This window comes from Streptomyces sp. NPDC032745, assembly GCF_055579465.1.
Window position 1 is genome coordinate 1 of the sequence record NZ_JBVING010000019.1, and the last position, 20,713, is coordinate 20,713.

The window sequence follows — 20,713 nt, forward strand, 5'->3', positions numbered from 1 at the left end:
TCTGGATCAGGCCCTCCTGGAGACCGACCAGGGCGGTGGCGTGCGTCAGGTTCGGGAAGTACCCGATGCGGACCTCGGAGGCGGACAGCTTCTTGGCGTCAGCGGCGGGGGCGGCGGACGTCTTCGCGTCGTCCTTCCCGGCCTCGGAGCCGTAGCCGCACGAGGCGAGCGCGCCGATCAGGAACGGGAGGGCGGCAGCGGCGGCGATACCGCGGCGAGCGGCCTTACGGGTGGTGATACCGGTGGCAGGCACGGGAGGGCTTCCTCTCGTGACGTCGTCTCATGACGCGCGTCTTCGTTTGCGGAGCGGGGGCGGGTACGGCTCGTGGGGGGTGAGGGCGCAATTGCGGGATGCCGACGGCAATTCGGTCATCGCACACATCGCGCCACTCCTCCCTGGCCGCTGCCGAGGCGGCCGCTGCCTACGCGGCCGCCCTCCTTGGCGAAGCTCGAGTAGATGTCGGAGAGCATGGGTTAGAAGTCCCACCCTTCTTCATCCGCCTGGACGGTGGTGCGGGCCTGGGAGGCGAAGGACTCGCCGGCCATGCCCGCCGCGAGGGTGGTCCCGTCGGCCGGGTCGATCAGCAGGAAGGACCCGGTACGGCGCGAGTCGGCGTACGCGTCGAGCGCGAGCGGCTCGGCGGTGCGGACGACGACGCGGCCGATGTCGTTGGCCACCAGCTGCCCGGGGTCGGGGTGCTGGGACAGGTCGTCCAGGGTCAGCCGCGAGGGGATCTCCTTGACGATCGCCTTCACCGTGCGCGTGGTGTGCTTGAGCAGCACCCGCGCGCCGACGGCCAGGGGCTGGTCCGCGACGTGGCAGACCGTCGCGACCACGTTCTGCGTGGTGGCGGGGGCGCTCGCGGACGGCGCGATCAGATCGCCGCGCGAGATGTCGATGTCGTCCGCCAGACGCACCGTCACCGACTGCGGCGCCCAGGCGATGTCCACGCTCTCGCCGAGCGCGTCGATCCCGGCGATGACCGAGGTACGGCCCGAAGGCAAGACCGTGACCGGCTCGCCGACGCGCAGCACACCGGAGGCGATCTGGCCCGCGTAGCCCCGGTAGTCCGGGTGCTCCGCGGTCTGCGGGCGGATCACGTACTGCACCGGGAAACGCGCCGGGCAGGCCGTGAGGTCGTGGCTGACCGGGACGGTCTCCAGGTGCTCCAGCACGGTCGGGCCGCCGTACCAGTCCATGTGGGCGGAGGGCTCGACCACGTTGTCCCCGGCGAGCGCCGAGATCGGGATCGCGGTGATCTCCGGGACGCCCAGGTCCGAGGCGTACGCGGTGAACTCCTCGGCGATCGATGCGAAGACCGCCTCCTCGTAGCCCACCAGGTCCATCTTGTTGACGGCCAGCACGACGTGCGGGACCCGCAGCAGGGCGGCGACGGCCGCGTGCCGGCGGGTCTGCTCGATCACGCCGTTGCGGGCATCGACGAGGACCACGGCCAGGTCGGCGGTCGAGGCGCCGGTGACCATGTTCCGGGTGTACTGCACGTGCCCGGGAGTGTCGGCGAGGATGAACCGGCGGCGCGCGGTTGCGAAGTAGCGGTACGCGACGTCGATGGTGATGCCCTGCTCCCGCTCGGCCCGCAGGCCGTCGGTCAGCAGCGCCAGGTCGGGGGCGTCCTGGCCGCGCTGGGCGGACACGGCCTCGACGGCCTCCAGCTGGTCCGTCAGGACCGACTTGGAGTCGTGCAGCAGCCGCCCGACCAGCGTGGACTTGCCGTCGTCGACGGAACCGGCGGTCGCGAAGCGCAGCAGCGTGGTCGCCGACAGGTCGGCGAACTGCTCGGTGGTGGAGGTCATTTCTAGAAGTACCCTTCGCGCTTGCGGTCTTCCATCGCGGCCTCGGACATCTTGTCGTCGGCGCGGGTCGCACCCCGCTCGGTGAGCCGGGAGGCGGCGATCTCGGTGATCACGGCGTCCAGCGTGGTGGCGTCGGAGTCGACGGCACCGGTGCAGGACATGTCACCGACGGTGCGGTAGCGGATGAGCCGCGTCTCGGGCGTCTCGCCCTCCTTGGGGCCGCCCCACTCGCCGGCCGTCAGCCACATGCCGTTGCGCTGGAAGACCTCGCGCTCGTGCGCGAAGTAGATCTCCGGCAGCTCGATGCCCTCGCGGGCGATGTACTGCCACACGTCCAGCTCGGTCCAGTTGGACAGCGGGAAGACGCGCACGTGCTCGCCCGGGGCGTGGCGGCCGTTGTAGAGCTGCCACAGCTCGGGGCGCTGACGCCGCGGGTCCCACTGCGAGAACTCGTCGCGGAGGCTGAACACCCGCTCCTTGGCGCGGGCCTTCTCCTCGTCACGACGGCCGCCGCCGAACACCGCATCGAACTTCAGCTGCTGGATCGCCTCCGTGAGGGGAACGGTCTGCAGCGGGTTGCGGACCCCGTCGGGGCGCTCACGCAGCTTGCCCGCGTCGATGTACTCCTGGACCGAGGCCACGTGCAGGCGCAGGTTGTGCTGCGCCACTGCCCGGTCGCGGTAGGCCAGGACCTCGGGGAAGTTGTGCCCGGTGTCCACGTGCAGCAGCGTGAACGGCACCGGCGCCGGCGCGAACGCCTTCAGCGCCAAGTGCAGCATCACGATGGAGTCCTTGCCACCGGAGAAGAGGATCACCGGCTTCTCGAACTCACCCGCCACCTCGCGGAAGATGTGCACGGCCTCGGACTCGAGGGCGTCGAGGTGCGACAGCGCGTAGGGCGCGTCCGTCCCTTCGTGGACGTGTGCGACGGTGGCGGTCATGCCAGACCCCTCTCGGTGAGCAGCGCGTGCAGGGCCGAAGCCGACTCCTGCACGGTCTGCGTGTGCGACTCGATGCGGAGGTCCGGGGACTCCGGCGCCTCGTACGGGTCGTCGACGCCGGTCAGACCGGAGATCTCGCCCGCCGCCTGCTTGGCGTACAGGCCCTTCACGTCACGCTCGGAGCAGACCTCGACCGGGGTGGCCACGTGGACCTCCAGGTACGAGGTGCCCTCGGCGGCGTGCCGCTTGCGGACGGCCTCGCGGCTGTCCGCGAACGGCGCGATCACCGGCACGAGTGCCTTGACGCCGTTGCTCGCGAGGAGCTCGGCGACGAAGCCGATCCGCTGCACGTTCGTGTGGCGGTCCTCCCGGGTGAAGCCGAGGCCGGCGGAGAGGAACTCGCGGATCTCGTCGCCGTCGAGGACCTCCACGCGGTGGCCCTCGGCGCGCAGCCGCTCGGCCAGCGCGTAGGCGATGGTGGTCTTGCCCGCGCTCGGCAGCCCGGTCAGCCACACGGTGGCGCCCTGGTCGCTCACGCTCATCTGCTCTGTCTCCGTCGGTTCTTCGAACTCTTCGAACTCTTCGATTGCTCTGGGGTCGTTCATCAGCCGTGCAGTCCGCACTCGGTCTTGGCCCGCCCGGCCCAGCGGCCGGCCCGGGCGTCCTCGCCCTCCGCCACGCGGCGGGTGCAGGGGGCGCAGCCGACCGAGGCGTAGCCGTCCATCAGCAGCGGGTTGGTCAGGACCCCGTGCTCCGCGACGTAGGCGTCCACGTCGTCCTGGGTCCAGCGGGCGATCGGGGAGACCTTGACCTTCTGCCGCTTCTCGTCCCAGCCGACCACCGGGGTGTTCGCCCGGGTCGGGGACTCGTCGCGACGCAGGCCCGTCGCCCACGCCTCGTACGCGGTCAAGCCCTCTTCCAGCGGCTTGACCTTGCGCAGTGCGCAGCACAGGTCGGGGTCGCGGTCGTGCAGCTTCGGGCCGTACTGCGCGTCCTGCTCGGCCACCGTCTGCCGCGGGGTGAGGGTGATGACGTTGACGTCCATCACGGCCTCGACCGCGTCACGGGTGCCGATGGTCTCCTCGAAGTGGTAGCCCGTGTCCAGGAAGACCACGTCCACGCCGGGGAAGGCACGGGAGGCCAGGTGGGCGACGACCGCGTCCTCCATGGAGGAGGTCACGGCGAACTTCTTGCCGAAGGTCTCGGCCGCCCACGCGAGGACCTCCAGCGGGGAGGCGTCCTCGAGGTCGCGGCCCGCCTGCTCGGCCAGCGCCTTGAGATCGCGCGCCCCGGCCGTCCGGTCCACTGCCTGACTCGTCGTCATATCTCGTCCCCTCCAGCGGTGTCGGACTGAACGCCCCGGGCCAGCAGCCCGAGGTACTTCAGCTGGAAGGCCCGGTTGCAGGCCCTGCATTCCCAGGCGCCGTGACCCGTCTCGTTCGGAAACAGGTCCTCGTCGCCGCAGTACGGGCAGTAGAACGGGGCCGCGCGCTCGCTCACGAGAGGTCCTCGTCCTTCGCACGGGTCACCCAGGCGGCGAAGCGCTCGCCGTCCGCGCGCTGCTCCTGGAAGCGCGTGACGACCCGCTCGACGTAGTCGGGCAGACCGGCCGAGGTGACCTTGAGACCGCGGACCTTGCGGCCGAAGCCGGCCTCCAGGCCGAGGGCGCCGCCCAGGTGGACCTGGTAGCCCTCCACCTGGTTGCCGTCGTCGTCCAGGACCAGCTGGCCCTTGAGACCGATGTCCGCCACCTGGATACGGGCGCAGGCGTTCGGGCAGCCGTTGATGTTGATGGTGAGCGGCTCGGCGAACTCCGGCAGGCGGCGCTCCAGCTCGTCGATCAGCGAGGCGCCGCGCGCCTTCGTCTCGACGATGGCCAGCTTGCAGAACTCGATGCCGGTGCAGGCCATCGTGCCGCGGCGGAACGGGGACGGCTTGACCCGCAGGTCCAGTGCCTCCAGGGCCTCCACGACGGAGTCGACCTTGTCCGCCTCGACGTCGAGGACGATCATCTTCTGCTCGGCGGTGGTGCGCAGCCGGCCGGAGCCGTGCTGCTCGGCGACGTCCGCGATCTTGGTCAGGGTGGCGCCGTCCACACGGCCGACGCGGGGCGCGAAGCCGACGTAGAACTTGCCGTCCTGCTGCCGGTGGACGCCGACGTGGTCGCGCCACTGGCCGCTCGGCTGCTCGGGCGCGGGGCCGTCCGTCAGCTTGCGCTTCAGGTACTCGTCCTCCAGGACCTGGCGGAACTTGGCCGGGCCCCAGTCGGCGACGAGGAACTTCAGCCGGGCGCGGGTGCGCAGGCGGCGGTAGCCGTAGTCGCGGAAGATCGAGATGACGCCCTCGTAGACGTCCGGGACTTCGTCGAGCGAGACCCAGGTGCCCAGGCGCACGCCGAGCTTGGGGTTGGTCGAGAGGCCGCCGCCGACCCAGACGTCGAAGCCGGGGCCGTGCTCGGGGTGGTTCACGCCGACGAAGGCGATGTCGTTGATCTCGTGCGCCACGTCGAGCAGCGGCGAGCCGGAGACCGCGGACTTGAACTTGCGGGGCAGGTTGGAGAAGTCCGGGTTGCCCACGATGCGGCGGTAGATCTCGTCGATGGCGGGCGTGCCGTCGATGATCTCGTCCTGGGCGATGCCGGCGACGGGCGAGCCGAGGATGACGCGGGGCGTGTCGCCGCAGGCCTCGGTGGTGGAGAGGCCGACGGCCTCCAGGCGGCGCCAGATCTCCGGGACGTCCTCGATCCGGATCCAGTGGTACTGCACGTTCTGGCGGTCGGTGAGGTCGGCGGTGCCGCGCGCGAACTCCTGCGAGATCTCGCCGATGACGCGGAGCTGCTCGGTGGTCAGCCGGCCGCCGTCGATGCGGACGCGCAGCATGAAGTACTTGTCGTCCAGCTCCTCCGGCTCCAGGATCGCGGTCTTGCCGCCGTCGATCCCGGGCTTGCGCTGGGTGTACAGCCCCCACCAGCGCATGCGGCCGCGCAGGTCGTTGGGGTCGATCGAGTCGAAGCCCGTCTTGGAGTAGATCGTCTCAATGCGTGTCCGCACGTTGAGACCGTCGTCGTCCTTCTTGAACTGCTCGTTGCCGTTGAGGGGGGTGTGGTGTCCAACGGCCCACTGACCCTCACCGCGGTGACGGCCGGTCTTTCGGCGCGCGGCGGCGGGCGTTTCGGGGGTGGCGGCCATGGCGGTACATCCTTCTTCGGCGGCGTCAATGCAGGGTCAGGGGGAGCGGCGGCGAGCCCCTGTCATCGGCCCTGCCGCTGAGCAGGTGCGGCCGATCGCCACCCGTTGCCGGTGTTTCCGGAGGTCAGGGCGGTCTTCTGGCTTCAGGGGACGTGCAGGTGCTTCGGGGATCGACGCGTCCGCAGCGGCGGGGACGACGTCGATGTGCGGCGGTGGCTGGTTCCGTCAGCTCGCCGGACAGATGGCGCTGGACATGCGGCCGAGGTCGACGTGCCGCCGACTCACCAAGGCAATTCCAGCTCCATTCATGGCGGAAGCGTGTCATGTGCCGATTGGAGGAGTCCACTACTGTCCATTATCCGGACGATGTGGTCCCGCATTGCGAGACGGAGTGACGCCCGTCACCCGGGATCCGGCCTGCGACGCCGCCGGGCCCGGCCCCCGTCGGCGGGGGCCGGGCCCGGAAGGATGCGGGTGGCCGGGGAGGGGTCAGGCGCCCGGCCAGGGGCCCGGGGTGGGGGCGGACTCCTTCTCCTCCGTCTCCGTACGGAAGACCTTGAAGCCGCGGCGGAGGTAGTTGTCCATCGCCGTCGGGCCGTCCTGGCTGCACGTGTGGAGCCACACCCGCGTCGTCGCCTCGCGCTCCGGCCAGCGGTCCGCCAGTGACCATGCCGCTTCGACGCCCAGCGTCAGCAGGTGCCCCCCGATCCGGCGCCCGCGGAAGTCCGGGAGCAGCCCGAAGTACATGATCTCCACCACGCCGTCGTCCTGCGGGTCGAGCTCCACGTACCCGGCCGGCGTCCCGCGGTCGTACGCCACCCAGGTCTCCACGCCGGGACGGCCCAGCTGCTCCACCCACTGGGCGCGGGTCAGCGCGAGCCGGTCCGTCCAGTGGATGTCACCGCCCACCGAGGCGTAGAGGAAGCGGCTGAACTCGGGCGAGGGGACCTCCGCCCGCCGGACCTGGATCTCAGGCCCTGGGACGGCCGCCCGGACCAGGTCCTGCGGGGAGGCCATTTCCAGGGACCAGGTGGTGAGTGTGATGGTGCTCATGCAGGTCAGGGAATCACGGCCTGCCCCGTACGGCCCAGGCGGGCCTTGATCACCGCCGGTGCCGTGGAGTGCGGCAGCAGCGCCGCCGGGTCCTGCGGGCGGATCAGCTCCACCTCCACGTCGTCCGCGAAGCGGTACGGGCGGTGGGTCAGGACCCCGCCCAGGTGCCGCCGTACCCGGGACAGCTCCGCCCGGACCGTCACCGTCCGCGTCGGGTCCCCGAACAGCTCCGCCGACAGCTCCGCCGCCGACCGCCCCCGCGGGCTCTCCGCCAGCAGGAACAGCAGCTCCGCATGGCGCGGGCTCAGCTCCTGGGACCAGCTCCCGGCGGCCCCGTACACCGTCGCCGACCACGTGCGCGGACGGCTCAGGTCCAGGACGACCCGGCTCGCGGCCGTCGCCGTGCCCCGCTCCTCGGCGATGCGCAGCAGCCAGCCGCCCGGCAGCGGCTCCACGACGCAGTCCCCGAGCTGCGGCACCCACACCCGGCCCGGCCCGAACCCCTTCGGCAGCGGGATCCGGTCCGCCGGGGCCAGGCCCGTCACCGCCGCCGTCCAGCCCTGCGGGTCCACCACGACGGCCTGCCCGGGCAGCCGGGCCAGCAGCGGCGCCGCGACCGCCCGCAGCCGCTCCAGCGACTCCAGGTGGCGGATCCGCAGCTCCCGCTCCGCGAGCCGGGCCACCGCGCTCACCCACGCCAGCGTGGCCGGGTGCATCGTGGCCAGCGGCCCGCTGACGTCGACCACGCCCAGCAGCTGCCCGTCCCGCGGGTCCCGCACCGGGGCCCCCGCACAGGTCCAGTCGTGGTGGCTGGAGACGAAGTGCTCCGCCGAGAACACCTGGACGGGCTGGCGGGCCACCAGGGCGGTGCCCACCCCGTTGGTGCCCACCACCGCCTCGTCCCAGTCGGCGCCCACCGAGAACCCGAGGCGGTCCGCCTTGCGCAGGATCGACGTGGCCCCCTCCCGCCACAGCAGCCGGCCCTCCGCGTCGGCGACGACCATGATGTGCAGCGCCGTGTCCAGCGTCGGCAGCAGCCCCTCGCGCAGCACCGGCAGGATCTCCCGCAGCGGCGAGACCTGCCGCCGCTCCTCGGTCTCGGCCGTCGACAGCATCCGCGAGCGCGCGTCCCGGTCCGGGTGCACCCCGCAGGCCAGCATCCGGCGCCAGGACTCGGCGATCTCGGGGCGGGGCTCGGCCGGCGGCCGGTCCCCGGCCAGCGCGGCCGCCCGTACCCCCTTGAGCAGACGCGCGGCCTCCCGCGCGTCCATGGCCGAGATGCGTGCCGCATCGACCGTGCTGCCTGCGGTGTGGGCCACCGGAACCTCCCCGTGTGGAACAGGACGTACGAGGGAATCCGCCCGGGCGGTCCGCGCGTGCCGCTTCCCCGGGCACGCACGGCGGACGGTTCCGACTCAGAGGGTTGCAACGGTATGCAACTCTCGCCAACTCCCGGTCACCCGACCGAAACTGTCCGGACGTCGCCTCGCGGCGTGACAGCTCCTCCTCGGGGCTTTCGGATCAGGGGTGGTGCCGAGTCGGCGCGGCGCCACCCCTGCTCCCGGTCAACGGGTCCGGATCCCGGCTCGGACCTGTTTGGGGACAGGGCCCGGAACCTAGCCCGCGATCCGCGCCCGTTCGACCAGCGCACCCAGCCCCAGGCTGTGCGGCAGCGTGCCGAAGGCCGCACCCCCGTCGCCGCCCAGGCGCGAGGCGCAGAACGCGTCCGCCACCTCCGGCGGCGCCCAGCGCACCAGCAGCGATCCCTGGAGCACCAGGGCGATGCGCTCCACCACCCGGCGCGCCCGCGCCTCGATGCCCTCCAGGTCCGCGAGCTCCGTCAGCAGCCCCTTGATGGCCGAATCCAGCCGGTGGTCGGCCCCGCGCGCCCGCCCCACCTCCTGGAGGTACGCGTTCAGCGCCTGGGGCTCCCGCTGTAGGGCCCGCAGCACGTCCAGGGCCTGTACGTTGCCCGAGCCCTCCCAGATCGAGTTCAGCGGGGACTCGCGCAGCAGCCGCGGCAGCCCGGACTCCTCGACGTAGCCGTTGCCGCCCAGACACTCCAGTGCCTCCGCCACCATCGGCGTGCAGCGCTTGGTCACCCAGTACTTCGCGGCGGGCACCGCGATGCGCAGGAAGGCCCGCTCCTGCTCCGTCCCGGTGTCGTAGGCGGCCGCGAGGCGCAGCCCGAGGGTGGTGGCCGCCTCTGATTCCAGAGCGAGGTCGGCCAGCACGTTGCGCATCAGAGGCTGCTCGATGAGCCGTGCTCCGAAAGCAGAGCGGTGCTCCGTATGGTGCACGGCCTGCGTCAGCGCCTGCCGCATCTGCGCGGCCGAGCCCAGCACGCAGTCCAGCCGGGTCGCCGCGACCATCCCGATGATGGTCCGCACCCCCCGCCCCTCCTCGCCGACCCGCCGCGCCCACGTCCCGTCGAACTCCACCTCGCCCGACGCGTTCGACCTGTTGCCGAGCTTGTCCTTCAGCCGCTGGACCGCGAAGGCGTTGCGCGTGCCGTCCGGCAGCACCCGCGGCACCAGGAAGCAGGTCAGCCCCCCGGGCGCCTGCGCCAGCACCAGGAAACCGTCCGACATCGGCGCCGAGCAGAACCACTTGTGCCCCGTCAGCAGGTACTCGCCCGCCGCGTCCAGCGGCTTCGCCGCCGTCGTGTTCGCCCGTACGTCGCTGCCGCCCTGCTTCTCCGTCATGCCCATGCCGAACAGCACGCCGCCCTTCTGCGCGGCCGGCCGCAGCCCTTCCTCGTACACGTGCGAGGTCAGCCGCGGCTCCCACTCGGCGGCCAGCTCCGGGTCCGTCCGCAGCGCCGGTACGGCCGCATGGGTCATCGAGACCGGACAGCCGTGGCCCGCCTCGGCCTGCGACCACACGAAGAACCCGGCCGCGCGGCGCAGGTGCCCGGCCGGCCGCCCCCACGCATCGGTCAGCCCGGCGCCCACCGCGTGCCCGAGCAGCCGGTGCCAGGCCGGGTGGAACTCCACCTCGTCGATCCGGTGGCCGTACCGGTCGTGCGTACGCAGTTTCGGGGGGTTCTCGTTCGCCAGCGCACCCCACCGCTGGGCCTGCGCCGAGCCCGCGGCCCGCCCGAGTTCCGAGAGCTCCTCCCGCACCTCGCCGAGGAGTTCGGGCGCCGAGGCCGACAGGTGCCGCTCCACGCCCTCGCGAAGGGCCCGGTCGGTGCCGTAGACGTCGTAGCCCACCAGGGGAGGGGGCTGGTTGGTGACGGTGTGGGTGGTGGCTGCCATGCGGATACCGTAAGGACGTGCAGCCAGCAAAAGAAACACCCGAGCGGGTCCCCGGGCGGCTCCATCGGGCCCGCGCCCTCTACCGCAACGTCTCCAAGCGCAAGATGGCGTGGCTGCTCCTGAAAGACACCGTCAATTCGTGCATCGAGTACCGGATCCTCGGCCTGGCGGCCGAAGCGGCGTTCTTCACGCTGCTCTCGCTGCCGCCGCTGTTCCTGGGCCTGCTGGGCCTGCTCGGGTACGTGGACGGCTGGACGGGCGGCACCTTCGTGGCCTCCATCGAGGAGAACATCCTGAACGCGGTCGGCACCGTGCTCTCCGACCGGGGCGTCAGCGACATCGCGAAACCGATGCTCGACGACGTCACCAAGGCGGGCCGCCCGGACCTGATCTCCCTCGGCTTCGCCTTCGCGCTCTGGTCGGGCTCGCGGGCCGTCAACGTCTTCATCGACACCATCACCGTGATGTACGGGCTCGACGGCCAGCGCGGCATCGTCAAGACCCGGCTGCTGGCCTTCCTGCTCTACGTGATCGCCCTGGTGATCGGCGCGATCGTGCTGCCGCTGATGGTGGCCGGGCCGGACGCCGTCGTCCGCTGGGTGCCCTGGAGCACGGAAGTGATCGCGGTGCTGTACTGGCCGACGGTCACCCTGCTGTCCATCGCCTTCCTGACCACGCTGTACCACGTGTCCGTACCCGTGCGCTCCCCGTGGATCGAGGACGTGCCGGGCGCACTGGTGGCGCTCGCCATGTGGGTGCTGGGCTCGTTCCTGCTGCGGATCTACCTGACCAACACCGTCGAGGGCCCGACCATCTACGGATCGCTGGCCGCACCGGTCGCCGTCCTGCTGTGGATCGGCGTGTCGGCCTTCGCCGTCCTGGTCGGCGCGGCGGTGAACGCCGCCATCGACCGCGTCTGGCCGTCCGTGGCCACCGCCGCGGCCCGCGAGGCGAACGAGCGGGCCCGGGAGGCGGAGGCCGCGCAGCTGGTCGCGCGGGCCGCCGCCTGGCGGGCGCTGGCCGAGGGCGAGTCGGAGGACGACGATGAGGGCGACGCCGGGATGCCGTCCGAGTTCCCGGAGCGCTGGTCGAACTTCCTGCCGCCGGAGGACTACTCCTCCCGCCTGCGCAAACACTGACCACCGACGGGTCGGACAAGCTGTCGGAAATGAACCGGAAGAAGAACCGGAGGAGGAACCGGAAAAAGAATTGGCGGGCTGCCGAGCGCACTTGCTACGTTGAGCGTGTTCCCGCCGATCGGCGCGGAACTGCCAGCACGTGCATGACCCGGAGGTGAGTTCATTGAGGACTGTCGTCACGCAGGGCGCGGATCGCACCCAGAAGACCATCAATGTCACTTCCGTGGTCTCCGGCTGACCTCACACCTCTTCGCGCGCCGCCGAGCGCGCGCTGCCGGGGCCACCCTGTGAAGGGTTCCCCCTTGTCTTCCTCTTCTTCCTCTCCTTCTCCTTCGCTTCCGTCTTCCTCGTACGCGCAGGCCCTCACCTCCCTCGGCTGGGACCAGGCGTGGGAGGCCGAGTTCGCCCCGTACACCGACCAGGGCCTGGTGCCCGGCCGCGTGGTGCGGGTGGACCGCGGCCAGTGCGACGTCATGACCGCGGACGGCATCGTCCGCGCCGACACCGCCTTCGTCACCCCGCACGACCCGCTCCGCGTCATCTGCACCGGTGACTGGGCCGTCGTCGAGGCGGCCGGCAACCCCCGGTACGTGAAGACGTACCTGCCGCGCCGGACCGCCTTCGTACGCTCCACCTCCTCACAGCGCTCCGAGGGGCAGATCCTCGCCGCCAACGTCGACCACGCGATCATCGCGGTCTCGCTGGCCGTCGAGCTCGACCTGGGACGCATCGAGCGCTTCCTGGCCCTCGCCTGGGAGTCCGGCGCACAGCCGCTGGTCGTCCTGACCAAGGCCGACCTCGTACCGGACCCGGTGACGCTCTCGCACCTGGTCCAGGACGTGGAGACCACGGCGCCGGGCGTCGACGTCCTCACCGTCTCCTCCCACACCGGGGAGGGCACGGACGTACTGGCGGCCGTCGTCGCGGGCGGTACGAGCGTGCTGCTCGGCATCTCCGGTGCGGGCAAGTCCACGCTGGCGAACGCGCTGCTCGGCTCCGACGTCATGGACGTGCAGGCCACGCGCGACGTGGACGGCAAGGGCCGGCACACGACGACCACCCGCAACCTGCTGGCCCTGCCCGGCGGGGGAGTCCTCATCGACACGCCGGGACTGCGGGGCGTCGGCCTGTGGGACGCCGAGGCCGGGGTCGGCCAGGTCTTCTCCGAGATCGAGGAGTACGCGGCCGACTGCCGCTTCCACGACTGCGCGCACCAGGCCGAGCCGGGGTGCGCGGTGCTCGAGGCGGTCGAGACCGGCGCACTGCCGGAGCGGCGCCTGGAGAGCTACCGCAAGCTGCTCCGCGAGAACCAGCGGATCGTCGCCAAGACGGACGCCAGGCTCCGCTCCGAGATCCGCCGGGACTGGCGGATCAAGTCGGCGATCGGCCGAGCCAATTACGCGGCCAAGCACAACGGCGGCTTCTGACCCGGACAGCCGCAGGCCCGGCCCCTGCTCCGGCAGGGGCCGGGCGCCGGATCGGGCCTCAGGCCTCCAGGCCCCACGCGAGCACCCGATCCGGGTGGATCCGGATCACCTCCGGGCTGAAGTGCGGGCCCAGCGTGTGCGGGCCCACCTCCAGCGTGGCGTGGCCGCGGACCTCGATCCCGCGGACCCGCCACGGCCGGGTGCTCACCAGATCGTCCACCACCAGCGCGAGCCGCGGGTTGCCCTGGAGGTTCCGCCACTTCTTCGTCGATCCCATCGCCAGGCCGCCGACCAGGATCGTCCCGTCCTCCTGCGGGAAGAACCCCACCGGGTTCGCCTGCGGCTGCCCGGCCGCGTCCACCGTCGCCAGCCGCCCCAGACGCTGCGACCCGAGGTACGCCAGCTCCGCCTCGCTGAAACCCTTGAACTCCGTCATGCGCACCAGCCTCGCAGCGCCGAAGTCCCACCGCATCCGGCCTGCGGCCGAGCTGTGCCTGGGCCCATGGCCTTAAGCCGTGAACACCAGCGAGGCGTTGTGCCCGCCGAAGCCGAACGCGTTGGCCAGCGCGGCCGGCACCCGCCCGTGCCGCGCGGAGCCCCGGACCACGTCCAGGCCGATGCCCGGGTCGAGGGTGTCGAGGTTGCGGGTCGCCGGGATCACCCCGTCCCGTACCGCGAGGACCGCCGCGATCGCGCCGACCGCTCCGGCAGCACCGAACAGGTGCCCCGTCATCGACTTGGTCGCCGTCACCGCCGGGTGCCCGCCCACCGCCCCGGCGATCGACCGCGCCTCCACCAGGTCCCCCGACGGCGTGGACGTGGCATGTGCGTGGACGTGCGCGATGTCCGAGGGGGCGAGCCCGGCCGCGGCCAGCGCCAGCCGCATCGCCCGTACCTGGCCCTCCGCGTGCGCTGCCGTGATGTGGTGCGCGTCGGAGGTCACCCCGGCCCCGGCCAGCGTCGCGTGGACCCGGGCCCCGCGCGCCGCCGCGAAGGCGGCCCGCTCCAGGACGACCACGCCCGCGCCCTCCCCGATGACGAACCCGTCCCGGCCGGTGTCGAACGGCCGGGAGGCGGCCGCCGGGTCGTCGTTGCGCGTGGAGTGCGCCTTGGCCTGGGCGAATCCGGCCAGCGGCAGCGGATGGATGCAGGCCTCCGTACCGCCGGCGACCACGACGTCCGCCCGGCCGAGGCGGATCAGGTCCAGGCCCAGCGCGATCGCCTCCGCGCCCGAGGCGCAGGCGCTGACCGGGGTGTGCGCGCCGCCGCGCGCTCCGAGGTCGATGCTCACCCATGCCGCCGGACCGTTCGCCATCAGCATCGGCACGGTGTGCGGCGAGACCTTCCGCACGCCCGCGGACTCCAGTACGTCGTCCTGCCCGAGCAGGGTCAGCGCCCCGCCCGTCCCGGTCCCGATGACCACGGCGAGCCGCTCCGGCTCCACCTCCGGCCGCCCGGCTCCGGCCCACGCCTCCCGCGCGGCGACCAGCGCCAGCTGCTCGCACCGGTCCATCCGCCGCGCCTGCACCCGGTCCAGTACCTCACCCGGCTCCTGCCGCACCCGCCCCGCGATCCGTACGGGCAGCGCGGCGGCCCACTCCTCCTCGATGGGCCCGATGCCGTTCTCGCCGCGCAGCATCGCCCGCCACGTCGTCTCCACGTCCCCGCCGAGCGGGGTGGTGGCCCCGAGCCCGGTGACGGACACGCCTGAGTGGTCAGCGCTCATGACTCATCCCCTTGTGGTCTTCTCACAGTTGGTCGGACTGCTGTCCCTTCCACTGTGACAAGCAGGGACCGGCGACACAGGCAAGATGATCAACGGACTCGCCGTCCGGGAATTGTCGGGTTACGCCATGGCGGTCCGTCAGCCGACCAGTACCGCCCCGACCCACGCGCCCACCACCATCAGGCACGCGAGCAGCTCCACCAGCACGCTCGTCCCCACCGCCCGCATCACCGCCCGCACCGAGGCCCAGGCCTCGCCGTGCGTGCCCAGCCGCAGCCGCTCGCACAGGTAGATGCCCCCCACGAACCCCGGAACCGCCCCCAGCACCGGCACCACCACGAAGCCGAGCAGCGCACCCGCGCCCGCGTACACCGCCATCCGGCGGCTGACCCCCACCCCGCGCAGCCGCCGCGGCGGCAGCTGCCACTCGATCACCTGGACCACCAGCAGCAGCGCCGTCGTCGAGACCAGCAGGGACCACGCCAGTGCCGAGCGCTCGTGCAGCGCCCACCACAGCACGCCCGCCCAGACCAGCCAGGCCCCCGGAACACCCGGGACCAGCACCCCGAGCACCCCGAGCAGCAGCACCAGCCCCACCAGGAGCAGCTGAGGCAGATCCATGCGCTCAGCCTGACCGACCAGGGGCTATCGGGCCACCCAGCTAGCGGGCCACTCAGCTATCGGGCCACCCAGCCCCGTTCGTACGCATGCCAGCCCAGCTGGAGCCGGGTCGTGACCCCGGACAGCTCCATCAGGCCCTTGACCCGCCGCTGCACCGTCCGCAGCCCCAGCTCCAGGTGCTTCGCCACGCTCGCGTCCGTCATGCCGGCCAGCAGCAGCGTCAGGATCTCCAGGTCCGTGGTGTCGGGGATGCCCTCGGACACCTCCGCCCCGTCAGCCCCCAGCCGCAGCGGCAGCGCCTCCCGCCACACCGCCTCGAACAGCCCCGTCAGGGACTCCAGCAGCCCCGACGCGTGCACCACCAGCGCCGCCGGCTCCGCCCCGGGCCCCGTCAGCGGCACGAGCGCGAGCGACCTGTCCGCGATCACCAGCCTGGTCGGGACCTGCCCTGTCACCCGGACCCCCTCGCCCCGCGCGAGCGCCGTCGACGCCTCCCGGATGCCGGTCGGCAGGGTCAGCACGTCCCGCTCGATGACCACCCGGTACTCGACGCCCCGTGCGGCGGCCTGCTCCTCCGCCTCGTTGTCCATCCCCGTCACCACCTGGGGCCGGCTGCTGACCAGGGCGCACACCTCCTCCACCGCGCCCACCTGGAGCTGGTGGAAGCGGTGCGCCACCGCGCTGGCCCCCGTCACCACCTCCACCAGGTCGTGCACCGACGGCTCGGACGCCTCCGCCCGGTACTCCTGCGCCAGCAGCGCCGCCGCCAGCTCCGCCTGCTCCAGCTCGTGCCGCTGCTGCGTCAGCAGCGCCCCCAGCGCCACCCCCGGCGGGGCCGCCACCCAGCGCCCCGGCCGGGCCGAGGACTGCGCCGCCAGCCCGTGCCGCTCCAGGTGCCGCAGCGCCCGCTCGGTCTGCGGCACCGGCAGTGCCAGCCGGTGCGCCAGGTCCGGTATCTCCGCAGCCCCCAGCGCCACCAGCGCGCGGTACGCCGACTCCTGGCCCTCGTCCAGGCCTATCGCACTCAGCAACCGGTCCACCCACCCTCTCGACGCCGTTCCTGGCGGGAAGCGGCCACGGCGCAAACCCGCCGCGGACATCATCGCCGCACCTCCCGGCTCTCTGCCAAGGTGACGCCACCGCAGCACCAACATCCGCCGGTCAGAAGCCACTTGCGGGCAGTTTTGTCATGCGATGCAGCAGTTGGCCGGAATTCACCTGGGGAGAGCGATGCGCCCGATATCGCGCACGGCACTGGGAGCGGCGGCCGGTGCGGCCGTCCTGGCCGTCACCGCCGTCGGCCCGTCGGCGGCACAGCCGATCGACGGAGCGCCTGGAGGAGCGGGGAAGAGACCGGTCGCCGGGAGCGAGGCGGCCGGAAAGCAGCCCACGGCCCCCGTCACCGTGACCCTGGTCACCGGCGACCGGATCCTGGTGTCCACCGACCCGGCCGGCCGCACCGCCGCCACCGCGATGCCGCGCGAGGACGGCTCGCAGCCGCTCGTACAGACCCGCCAGAGCGGCAAGGACCTGTACGTCTACCCCGAGATCGCGGTCAGGGCCCTCGCCGCCGGCACGGTCGACCAGGAGCTGTTCAACGTCACCGGCCTGATCCGGCAGGGCTACGACGACGCGCACGCCAAGAAGCTCCCGCTCATCGCGGTCTACGACGGCTCCGTCAACCTGGCGCGCAGCGCACCGCCCACCCCGCGCGGCGCCGAACGCTCCCTCGTCCTCGGCTCCATCGGCGCCGTCGCCCTCGCCGCCGACAAGCAGCAGGCCGCCGCCTTCTGGGCCGACATCGCGCCGGGCCGGTCCTCCCGCTCGGCCGCCGCAGGCGGGCTGAAGAAGCTGTGGCTCGACGGCAAGGTCCACGCGAACCTGGAGCGGTCCACCAAACAGGTGGGCGCCCCCGCCGCCTGGGCCGCCGGCTACGACGGCAAGGGCACCAAGGTCGCCGTCCTCGACACCGGCACCGACCTCGGGCACCCCGACCTCAAGGGCCGCGTCGCCGCGTCGAAGAACTTCACCGACTCCGACACCGACGCGGACCGCCAGGGCCACGGCACCCACACCATCTCCACCGTCGGCGGCTCCGGAGCCGAGAGCGGCGGCGCCAGGAAGGGCGTCGCGCCGGGCACCGAACTGCTCAGCGGCAAGGTCCTCAACGACGAGGGCTACGGGCTCGACTCGTGGATCATCGCGGGCATGGAGTGGGCCGTCGAAAGCAAGGCCGACGTGGTCTCGATGAGCCTCGGCGACCCTTCCCAGACCGCCTGCGACGACCCCATGTCGGCCGCCGCCGAGCGCCTCGCGCAGAGCAGCGGCACCCTCTTCGTGATCGCCGCGGGCAACTCCGGCCCCGGCAACAACACCGTCTCCTCGCCCGGTTGCGCGCCCAGCGTGCTGACCGTCGGCGCCGTCGACCGCGACGACACCACGGCCCCCTTCTCCAGCCGCGGCCCCGCCGGACTCCAGCACACCCTCAAGCCCGAGATCGCCGCGCCGGGCGTCGGGATCTCCGCCGCTGCCATGGGCGGGCGCGGGGTGTACGCGTACCAGTCCATGTCCGGTACCTCCATGGCCACCCCGCACGTCGCAGGCGCCGCGGCCATCGTCAAGCAGCGCCACCCCGACTGGACCGCCCAGCAGGTCAAAGCCGCCCTCGTCGGCTCCGCGAACTCCGGCGTCCTCGGGGACGTACGCCAGACCGGCGGCGGCCGCCTCGACGTCAAGGCCGCCGTCGACAGCACCGTGACCGGTGCCCCGGCCGTCCAGGGCGGCACGTACAACTGGCCGCAGGACCGCAGCGACCGGACGACCGTCGAGATCCCGTACACCAACACGGGCGCCCGGCCCGTCACTCTCGGCCTCGCCGTCGAGAAGGTCACCGGCAACGACGGCTCGGCCGTCAAGAGCGCCGTCGCCCGCCTCGACCGGCGCACCGTGACCGTCCCGGCCGGCGCCACCGTCAAGGTGCCGCTCGTCCTCGACCCCTCGGCCCGGCTGGAGCGCTCCCAGTACGGGGACGTCACCGGCCGCGTAGTCGCCACCGCGGACGGCGTGCACGTCTCCACCCCCTTCTCGCTGTACGTGGAGCCGGAGACCGTCACCCTGCGCGTCAAGCTGATCGACCGCGCGGGCAAGCCCGCCGCCGGACCCTCCTCCCTGGACGTCATCGGCACCGACGACGCCAGCGGGGAGCGCCGCTTCAACGACGGCGCCGTGGACCAGGTCTACCGGGTGCGCCCGGGCTCGTACTTCCTCTCCGCCTTCGTCGGCACCCTCGACGCCGGTGACGGAGCCACGCTGTACGACTCCCTCACCTACCTGGGCCGCCCCCAGGTGGAGGTCAGGAAGGACACCGTGATCGCGCTGGACGCCCGGAAGGCGGCCCGGCTCTCGATCGCCACCGACCGGCCGGCCGAGGCCCGCAGCACCACCCTCGCCTTCTCCCGGTACTGGGACGAGTCCTGGCTGCACGCCGGCACGGCGATGGGCGGGCGCACCATCCGCGGCTACTACGCCTCGGTCGAAGGCCGGGCGCACGAGGGCGAGTTCGAGTTCGGCAGCTACTGGCGCGCGGCCGCCCCGCTGATCTCCGAACTGAAGGCCGCAGGCGGCCCGGCGCTGCACCCGATCACCGCCTCCACCGGCAGCGACAACCTCGACGGAACCGGCAGCGCGCCGCTCGTCGACGCGGGCTCCGGTACCCCGCAGGAGCTCGCCGCCGCCGGCGCCAACGGCGCGATCGTGCTGGTCAAGGCAGCGGACGGCTCGCTGTACGAGGTCGCGAACAACGCGAAGGCGGCCGGGGCCAAGGCCGTCGTCGCCCACCGCGACGCCCCCGGCCGCTGGGTCGGCTTCACCGGCTACGCCGGCGGCTCCCTGCCGGCCCTGACCATCGAGCAGCCGGAGGCGAAGGCGCTGCTCGCCAAGCTCGCGGCCGGCAAGGTCACGCTGAACTGGAAGGGCAGCGCGAAGAGCCCGTACGTCTACAACCTGGCCCAGATCGAAAAGGGCCCGGTACAGGGCGAGCGCACCTACCGGGTGCGCGACCGCGACCTCGGCGCCGCCGAGTCGACGTACCACTCGATGGGCGTGGCCGCCGACTTCGTCGACCTGACCGGCGCCTACCGGCCGCTCGGCAACGCCGTGTACTTCGGCGGCCTGGACACCGTGGCCGTCCCGGGCAAGCGCACCGAGTTCTACTCCGCCGGGGACACCGCCTGGGACCACTTGGTCTCCAGCAGCTTCCCGTGGGGCGAGTTCATGACCGACCGGCAGCGCACGTACGCCAAGGGCGGCAAGCGCAGCGAGAGCTGGTACGACGGGGTCGTCGGCCCGGTCGCCGGCCGCGACCTCGCGGGCCGGCCGCAGCTGGCCGCCGAACGGCAGGGGAACCTGATCGGCTTCGCCTCCGCGATGTGGGGGGACACCGGGCACTTCGCACAGCAGGGCTCCTTCGGAGACGTCGGCGGGCTCGTCCTCAAGCGGAACGGCGAGCAGATTGGCGACAGCTGGTACCCGTCGGGGGTCTTCGAGGTCCCGGCGGAGGAGGCCACGTACGAACTGACGCAGCAGATCGAGAAGTTCGGCCAGCCGGCCCGCACGTGGCAGCGCTCGCAGGCGGTGGCGACGACGTGGACCTTCGTCTCGAAGCAGGACCCGGCCCAGTACTCGCAGGCCATCCCGATCCTGTTCCCGTCGGTCTCGATCCCGGCGGACGGCATGAAGACGCTGCCGGCGGCCGACGGGCAGACGATCGGGCTGGCTGTGACAGGGCACGCGGGCTATGTGCCGGGCGCGCTGAAGTCGGTGAAGCTGTCGTACTCGTACGACGGTGAGCACTGGACACGGGCACAGGTGGCCGAGCGGGGCGGCCGGTGGTCGGCGGTCGTGAACCACGCCGGGGCCGGGGCCGGCCGTCAGGTGACGCTGAAGGTGGAGCTCACCGACACGAACGGCGCCGCCGTCACCCAGACGGTCGCGCGGGCGTACGACATCCGGTAGGTCGTACGAGAGATACGAAAAGGGGTCCACCGGGCGGCGGCCCGGTGGACCCCTTTTCGCGTATTCGGCGTTTTCTGCCGCTCTGGGGGGCCGAGAATGAGCCCATGAGTCAGCAGGGCGCGGACGACTGGTGGCAGAAGCTGTACGAGGACCCGGACACGGGACCGGTCCCGGACCCGGGGGACACACTGGAGAGCCGTTTCCACTCGGCGTCGGCAGTGACGTCCCCACCGGACCCGGCGCTACCGGCCCCACGCCCCGCGCCCCCGGGGCCGCCCCCGTCGCCCGAGCCGCCGGGTCCGCCGCGGGGTGCTGCGCCGCCGGGGGCTGTGCCGCCCGGGGCGCCGACGGGGTACGTGCCGCCGGGGGCCGTGCCTCCCGGGTCGCCTCCGCACCTGGCGCCGTCGGGGTACGTGCCGCCCGGGGCGTCGGCGGGGTCCGTGCCGCCGGGGGCGCCTCCGCACCTGGCGCCGTCGGGGTACGTGCCGCCCGGGGCGTCGGCGGGGTCCGTGCCGCCGGGGGCGCCTCCG

The 20,713-nt window shown here is 72.6% G+C and carries 17 protein-coding genes and 1 pseudogene; 3 read left to right on the top strand and 15 right to left on the bottom strand.

Annotation, left to right across the window (positions count from 1 at the left end; genetic code table 11):
- The 11 genes and pseudogenes from ACZ5WG_RS35505 to ACZ5WG_RS35555 all read right to left on the bottom strand — a co-directional run.
- Positions 1-253: pseudogene (locus ACZ5WG_RS35505) on the bottom strand (sulfate ABC transporter substrate-binding protein); the annotation flags it as partial.
- 221 nt (positions 254-474) lie between these two features.
- The gene (locus tag ACZ5WG_RS35510) at positions 475-1,815 is read right to left on the bottom strand and encodes a sulfate adenylyltransferase subunit 1 (protein WP_468728649.1); all 1,341 of its coding nucleotides are present in this window, start codon (positions 1,813-1,815) and stop codon (positions 475-477) included.
- A 2-nt stretch (positions 1,816-1,817) separates the two neighbouring features.
- A complete protein-coding gene (gene cysD / locus ACZ5WG_RS35515) occupies positions 1,818-2,756 on the bottom strand; it encodes a sulfate adenylyltransferase subunit CysD (RefSeq protein WP_365951397.1) in 939 nt (312 codons plus the stop codon).
- Positions 2,753-3,298: an adenylyl-sulfate kinase gene (cysC, locus tag ACZ5WG_RS35520; RefSeq protein WP_350993795.1), complete on the bottom strand. Its 546-nt coding sequence runs from the start codon at positions 3,296-3,298 to the stop codon at positions 2,753-2,755. Before cysC ends, cysD begins: the two co-directional genes overlap by 4 nt.
- 62 nt (positions 3,299-3,360) lie before the next feature.
- On the bottom strand, positions 3,361-4,080 hold the full coding sequence (locus ACZ5WG_RS35525) for a phosphoadenylyl-sulfate reductase (protein WP_468728650.1): 720 nt from the start codon (positions 4,078-4,080) through the stop codon (positions 3,361-3,363).
- Positions 4,077-4,256 carry a hypothetical protein gene (locus tag ACZ5WG_RS35530; protein WP_007267254.1) on the bottom strand — a complete coding sequence of 60 codons (180 nt, stop codon included), beginning with the start codon at positions 4,254-4,256 and terminating at the stop codon, positions 4,077-4,079. Before ACZ5WG_RS35530 ends, ACZ5WG_RS35525 begins: the two co-directional genes overlap by 4 nt.
- The gene (locus tag ACZ5WG_RS35535) at positions 4,253-5,944 is read right to left on the bottom strand and encodes a nitrite/sulfite reductase (protein WP_468728651.1); all 1,692 of its coding nucleotides are present in this window, start codon (positions 5,942-5,944) and stop codon (positions 4,253-4,255) included. Before ACZ5WG_RS35535 ends, ACZ5WG_RS35530 begins: the two co-directional genes overlap by 4 nt.
- Before the next feature lie 225 nt (positions 5,945-6,169).
- The gene (locus ACZ5WG_RS35540; protein WP_309550570.1) at positions 6,170-6,253 is read right to left on the bottom strand and encodes a putative leader peptide; all 84 of its coding nucleotides are present in this window, start codon (positions 6,251-6,253) and stop codon (positions 6,170-6,172) included.
- Positions 6,254-6,433: 180 nt separating this feature from the next.
- Positions 6,434-6,997 (bottom strand): GNAT family N-acetyltransferase, encoded by a 564-nt coding sequence (locus tag ACZ5WG_RS35545; RefSeq protein ID WP_468728652.1) that lies wholly within the window; start codon positions 6,995-6,997, stop codon positions 6,434-6,436.
- A 5-nt stretch (positions 6,998-7,002) separates the two neighbouring features.
- A complete protein-coding gene (locus tag ACZ5WG_RS35550; RefSeq protein WP_468728793.1) occupies positions 7,003-8,268 on the bottom strand; it encodes a GAF domain-containing protein in 1,266 nt (421 codons plus the stop codon).
- A 345-nt stretch (positions 8,269-8,613) separates the two neighbouring features.
- Positions 8,614-10,257: an acyl-CoA dehydrogenase family protein gene (locus ACZ5WG_RS35555; RefSeq protein WP_468728653.1), complete on the bottom strand. Its 1,644-nt coding sequence runs from the start codon at positions 10,255-10,257 to the stop codon at positions 8,614-8,616.
- Between the two features lie 17 nt (positions 10,258-10,274).
- On the opposite strand from ACZ5WG_RS35555, the gene ACZ5WG_RS35560 reads away from it, so the two are divergent.
- Positions 10,275-11,396: a YihY/virulence factor BrkB family protein gene (locus ACZ5WG_RS35560; RefSeq protein WP_266634378.1), complete on the top strand. Its 1,122-nt coding sequence runs from the start codon at positions 10,275-10,277 to the stop codon at positions 11,394-11,396.
- 302 nt (positions 11,397-11,698) lie between these two features.
- Positions 11,699-12,823 carry a ribosome small subunit-dependent GTPase A gene (gene rsgA, locus ACZ5WG_RS35565; protein WP_468728654.1) on the top strand — a complete coding sequence of 375 codons (1,125 nt, stop codon included), beginning with the start codon at positions 11,699-11,701 and terminating at the stop codon, positions 12,821-12,823.
- Between the two features lie 58 nt (positions 12,824-12,881).
- Here the strand turns inward: rsgA and ACZ5WG_RS35570 are convergent, their stop codons facing one another.
- The 4 genes from ACZ5WG_RS35570 to ACZ5WG_RS35585 form a co-directional block, all read right to left on the bottom strand.
- Positions 12,882-13,259 carry a PPOX class F420-dependent oxidoreductase gene (locus ACZ5WG_RS35570; RefSeq protein ID WP_468728655.1) on the bottom strand — a complete coding sequence of 126 codons (378 nt, stop codon included), beginning with the start codon at positions 13,257-13,259 and terminating at the stop codon, positions 12,882-12,884.
- A gap of 72 nt (positions 13,260-13,331) precedes the next feature.
- Entirely contained in the window at positions 13,332-14,549 is a 1,218-nt protein-coding gene (locus ACZ5WG_RS35575) for a beta-ketoacyl-[acyl-carrier-protein] synthase family protein (RefSeq protein ID WP_468728656.1), read from the bottom strand.
- 138 nt (positions 14,550-14,687) lie between these two features.
- Positions 14,688-15,170, bottom strand: coding sequence for a DUF456 domain-containing protein (locus ACZ5WG_RS35580; RefSeq protein WP_468728657.1), 483 nt, complete (start codon positions 15,168-15,170; stop codon positions 14,688-14,690).
- A 56-nt stretch (positions 15,171-15,226) separates the two neighbouring features.
- The gene (locus tag ACZ5WG_RS35585) at positions 15,227-16,201 is read right to left on the bottom strand and encodes a helix-turn-helix domain-containing protein (RefSeq protein WP_365951408.1); all 975 of its coding nucleotides are present in this window, start codon (positions 16,199-16,201) and stop codon (positions 15,227-15,229) included.
- A 199-nt stretch (positions 16,202-16,400) separates the two neighbouring features.
- Between ACZ5WG_RS35585 and ACZ5WG_RS35590 the strand changes: the two genes are divergently transcribed.
- Complete coding sequence (locus ACZ5WG_RS35590; protein WP_468728658.1) at positions 16,401-20,183, top strand: S8 family peptidase; 3,783 nt, start codon at positions 16,401-16,403, stop codon at positions 20,181-20,183.
- The last annotated feature ends 530 nt before the right edge of the window (positions 20,184-20,713 follow it).

What these genes read in the sequence shown, in the direction of transcription:
- ACZ5WG_RS35510 (WP_468728649.1), bottom strand. Translation starts at nt 1,815, where the DNA reads ATGACCTCCACCACCGAGCAGTTCGCCGACCTGTCGGCGACCACGCTG.
- cysD (WP_365951397.1), bottom strand. Translation starts at nt 2,756, where the DNA reads ATGACCGCCACCGTCGCACACGTCCACGAAGGGACGGACGCGCCCTAC.
- cysC (WP_350993795.1), bottom strand. Translation starts at nt 3,298, where the DNA reads ATGAGCGTGAGCGACCAGGGCGCCACCGTGTGGCTGACCGGGCTGCCG.
- ACZ5WG_RS35525 (WP_468728650.1), bottom strand. Translation starts at nt 4,080, where the DNA reads ATGACGACGAGTCAGGCAGTGGACCGGACGGCCGGGGCGCGCGATCTC.
- ACZ5WG_RS35535 (WP_468728651.1), bottom strand. Translation starts at nt 5,944, where the DNA reads ATGGCCGCCACCCCCGAAACGCCCGCCGCCGCGCGCCGAAAGACCGGC.
- ACZ5WG_RS35540 (WP_309550570.1), bottom strand. Translation starts at nt 6,253, where the DNA reads ATGAATGGAGCTGGAATTGCCTTGGTGAGTCGGCGGCACGTCGACCTC.
- ACZ5WG_RS35545 (WP_468728652.1), bottom strand. Translation starts at nt 6,997, where the DNA reads ATGAGCACCATCACACTCACCACCTGGTCCCTGGAAATGGCCTCCCCG.
- ACZ5WG_RS35550 (WP_468728793.1), bottom strand. Translation starts at nt 8,268, where the DNA reads ATGGACGCGCGGGAGGCCGCGCGTCTGCTCAAGGGGGTACGGGCGGCC.
- ACZ5WG_RS35555 (WP_468728653.1), bottom strand. Translation starts at nt 10,257, where the DNA reads ATGGCAGCCACCACCCACACCGTCACCAACCAGCCCCCTCCCCTGGTG.
- ACZ5WG_RS35570 (WP_468728655.1), bottom strand. Translation starts at nt 13,259, where the DNA reads ATGACGGAGTTCAAGGGTTTCAGCGAGGCGGAGCTGGCGTACCTCGGG.
- ACZ5WG_RS35575 (WP_468728656.1), bottom strand. Translation starts at nt 14,549, where the DNA reads ATGAGCGCTGACCACTCAGGCGTGTCCGTCACCGGGCTCGGGGCCACC.
- ACZ5WG_RS35580 (WP_468728657.1), bottom strand. Translation starts at nt 15,170, where the DNA reads ATGGATCTGCCTCAGCTGCTCCTGGTGGGGCTGGTGCTGCTGCTCGGG.
- ACZ5WG_RS35590 (WP_468728658.1), top strand. Translation starts at nt 16,401, where the DNA reads ATGCGCCCGATATCGCGCACGGCACTGGGAGCGGCGGCCGGTGCGGCC.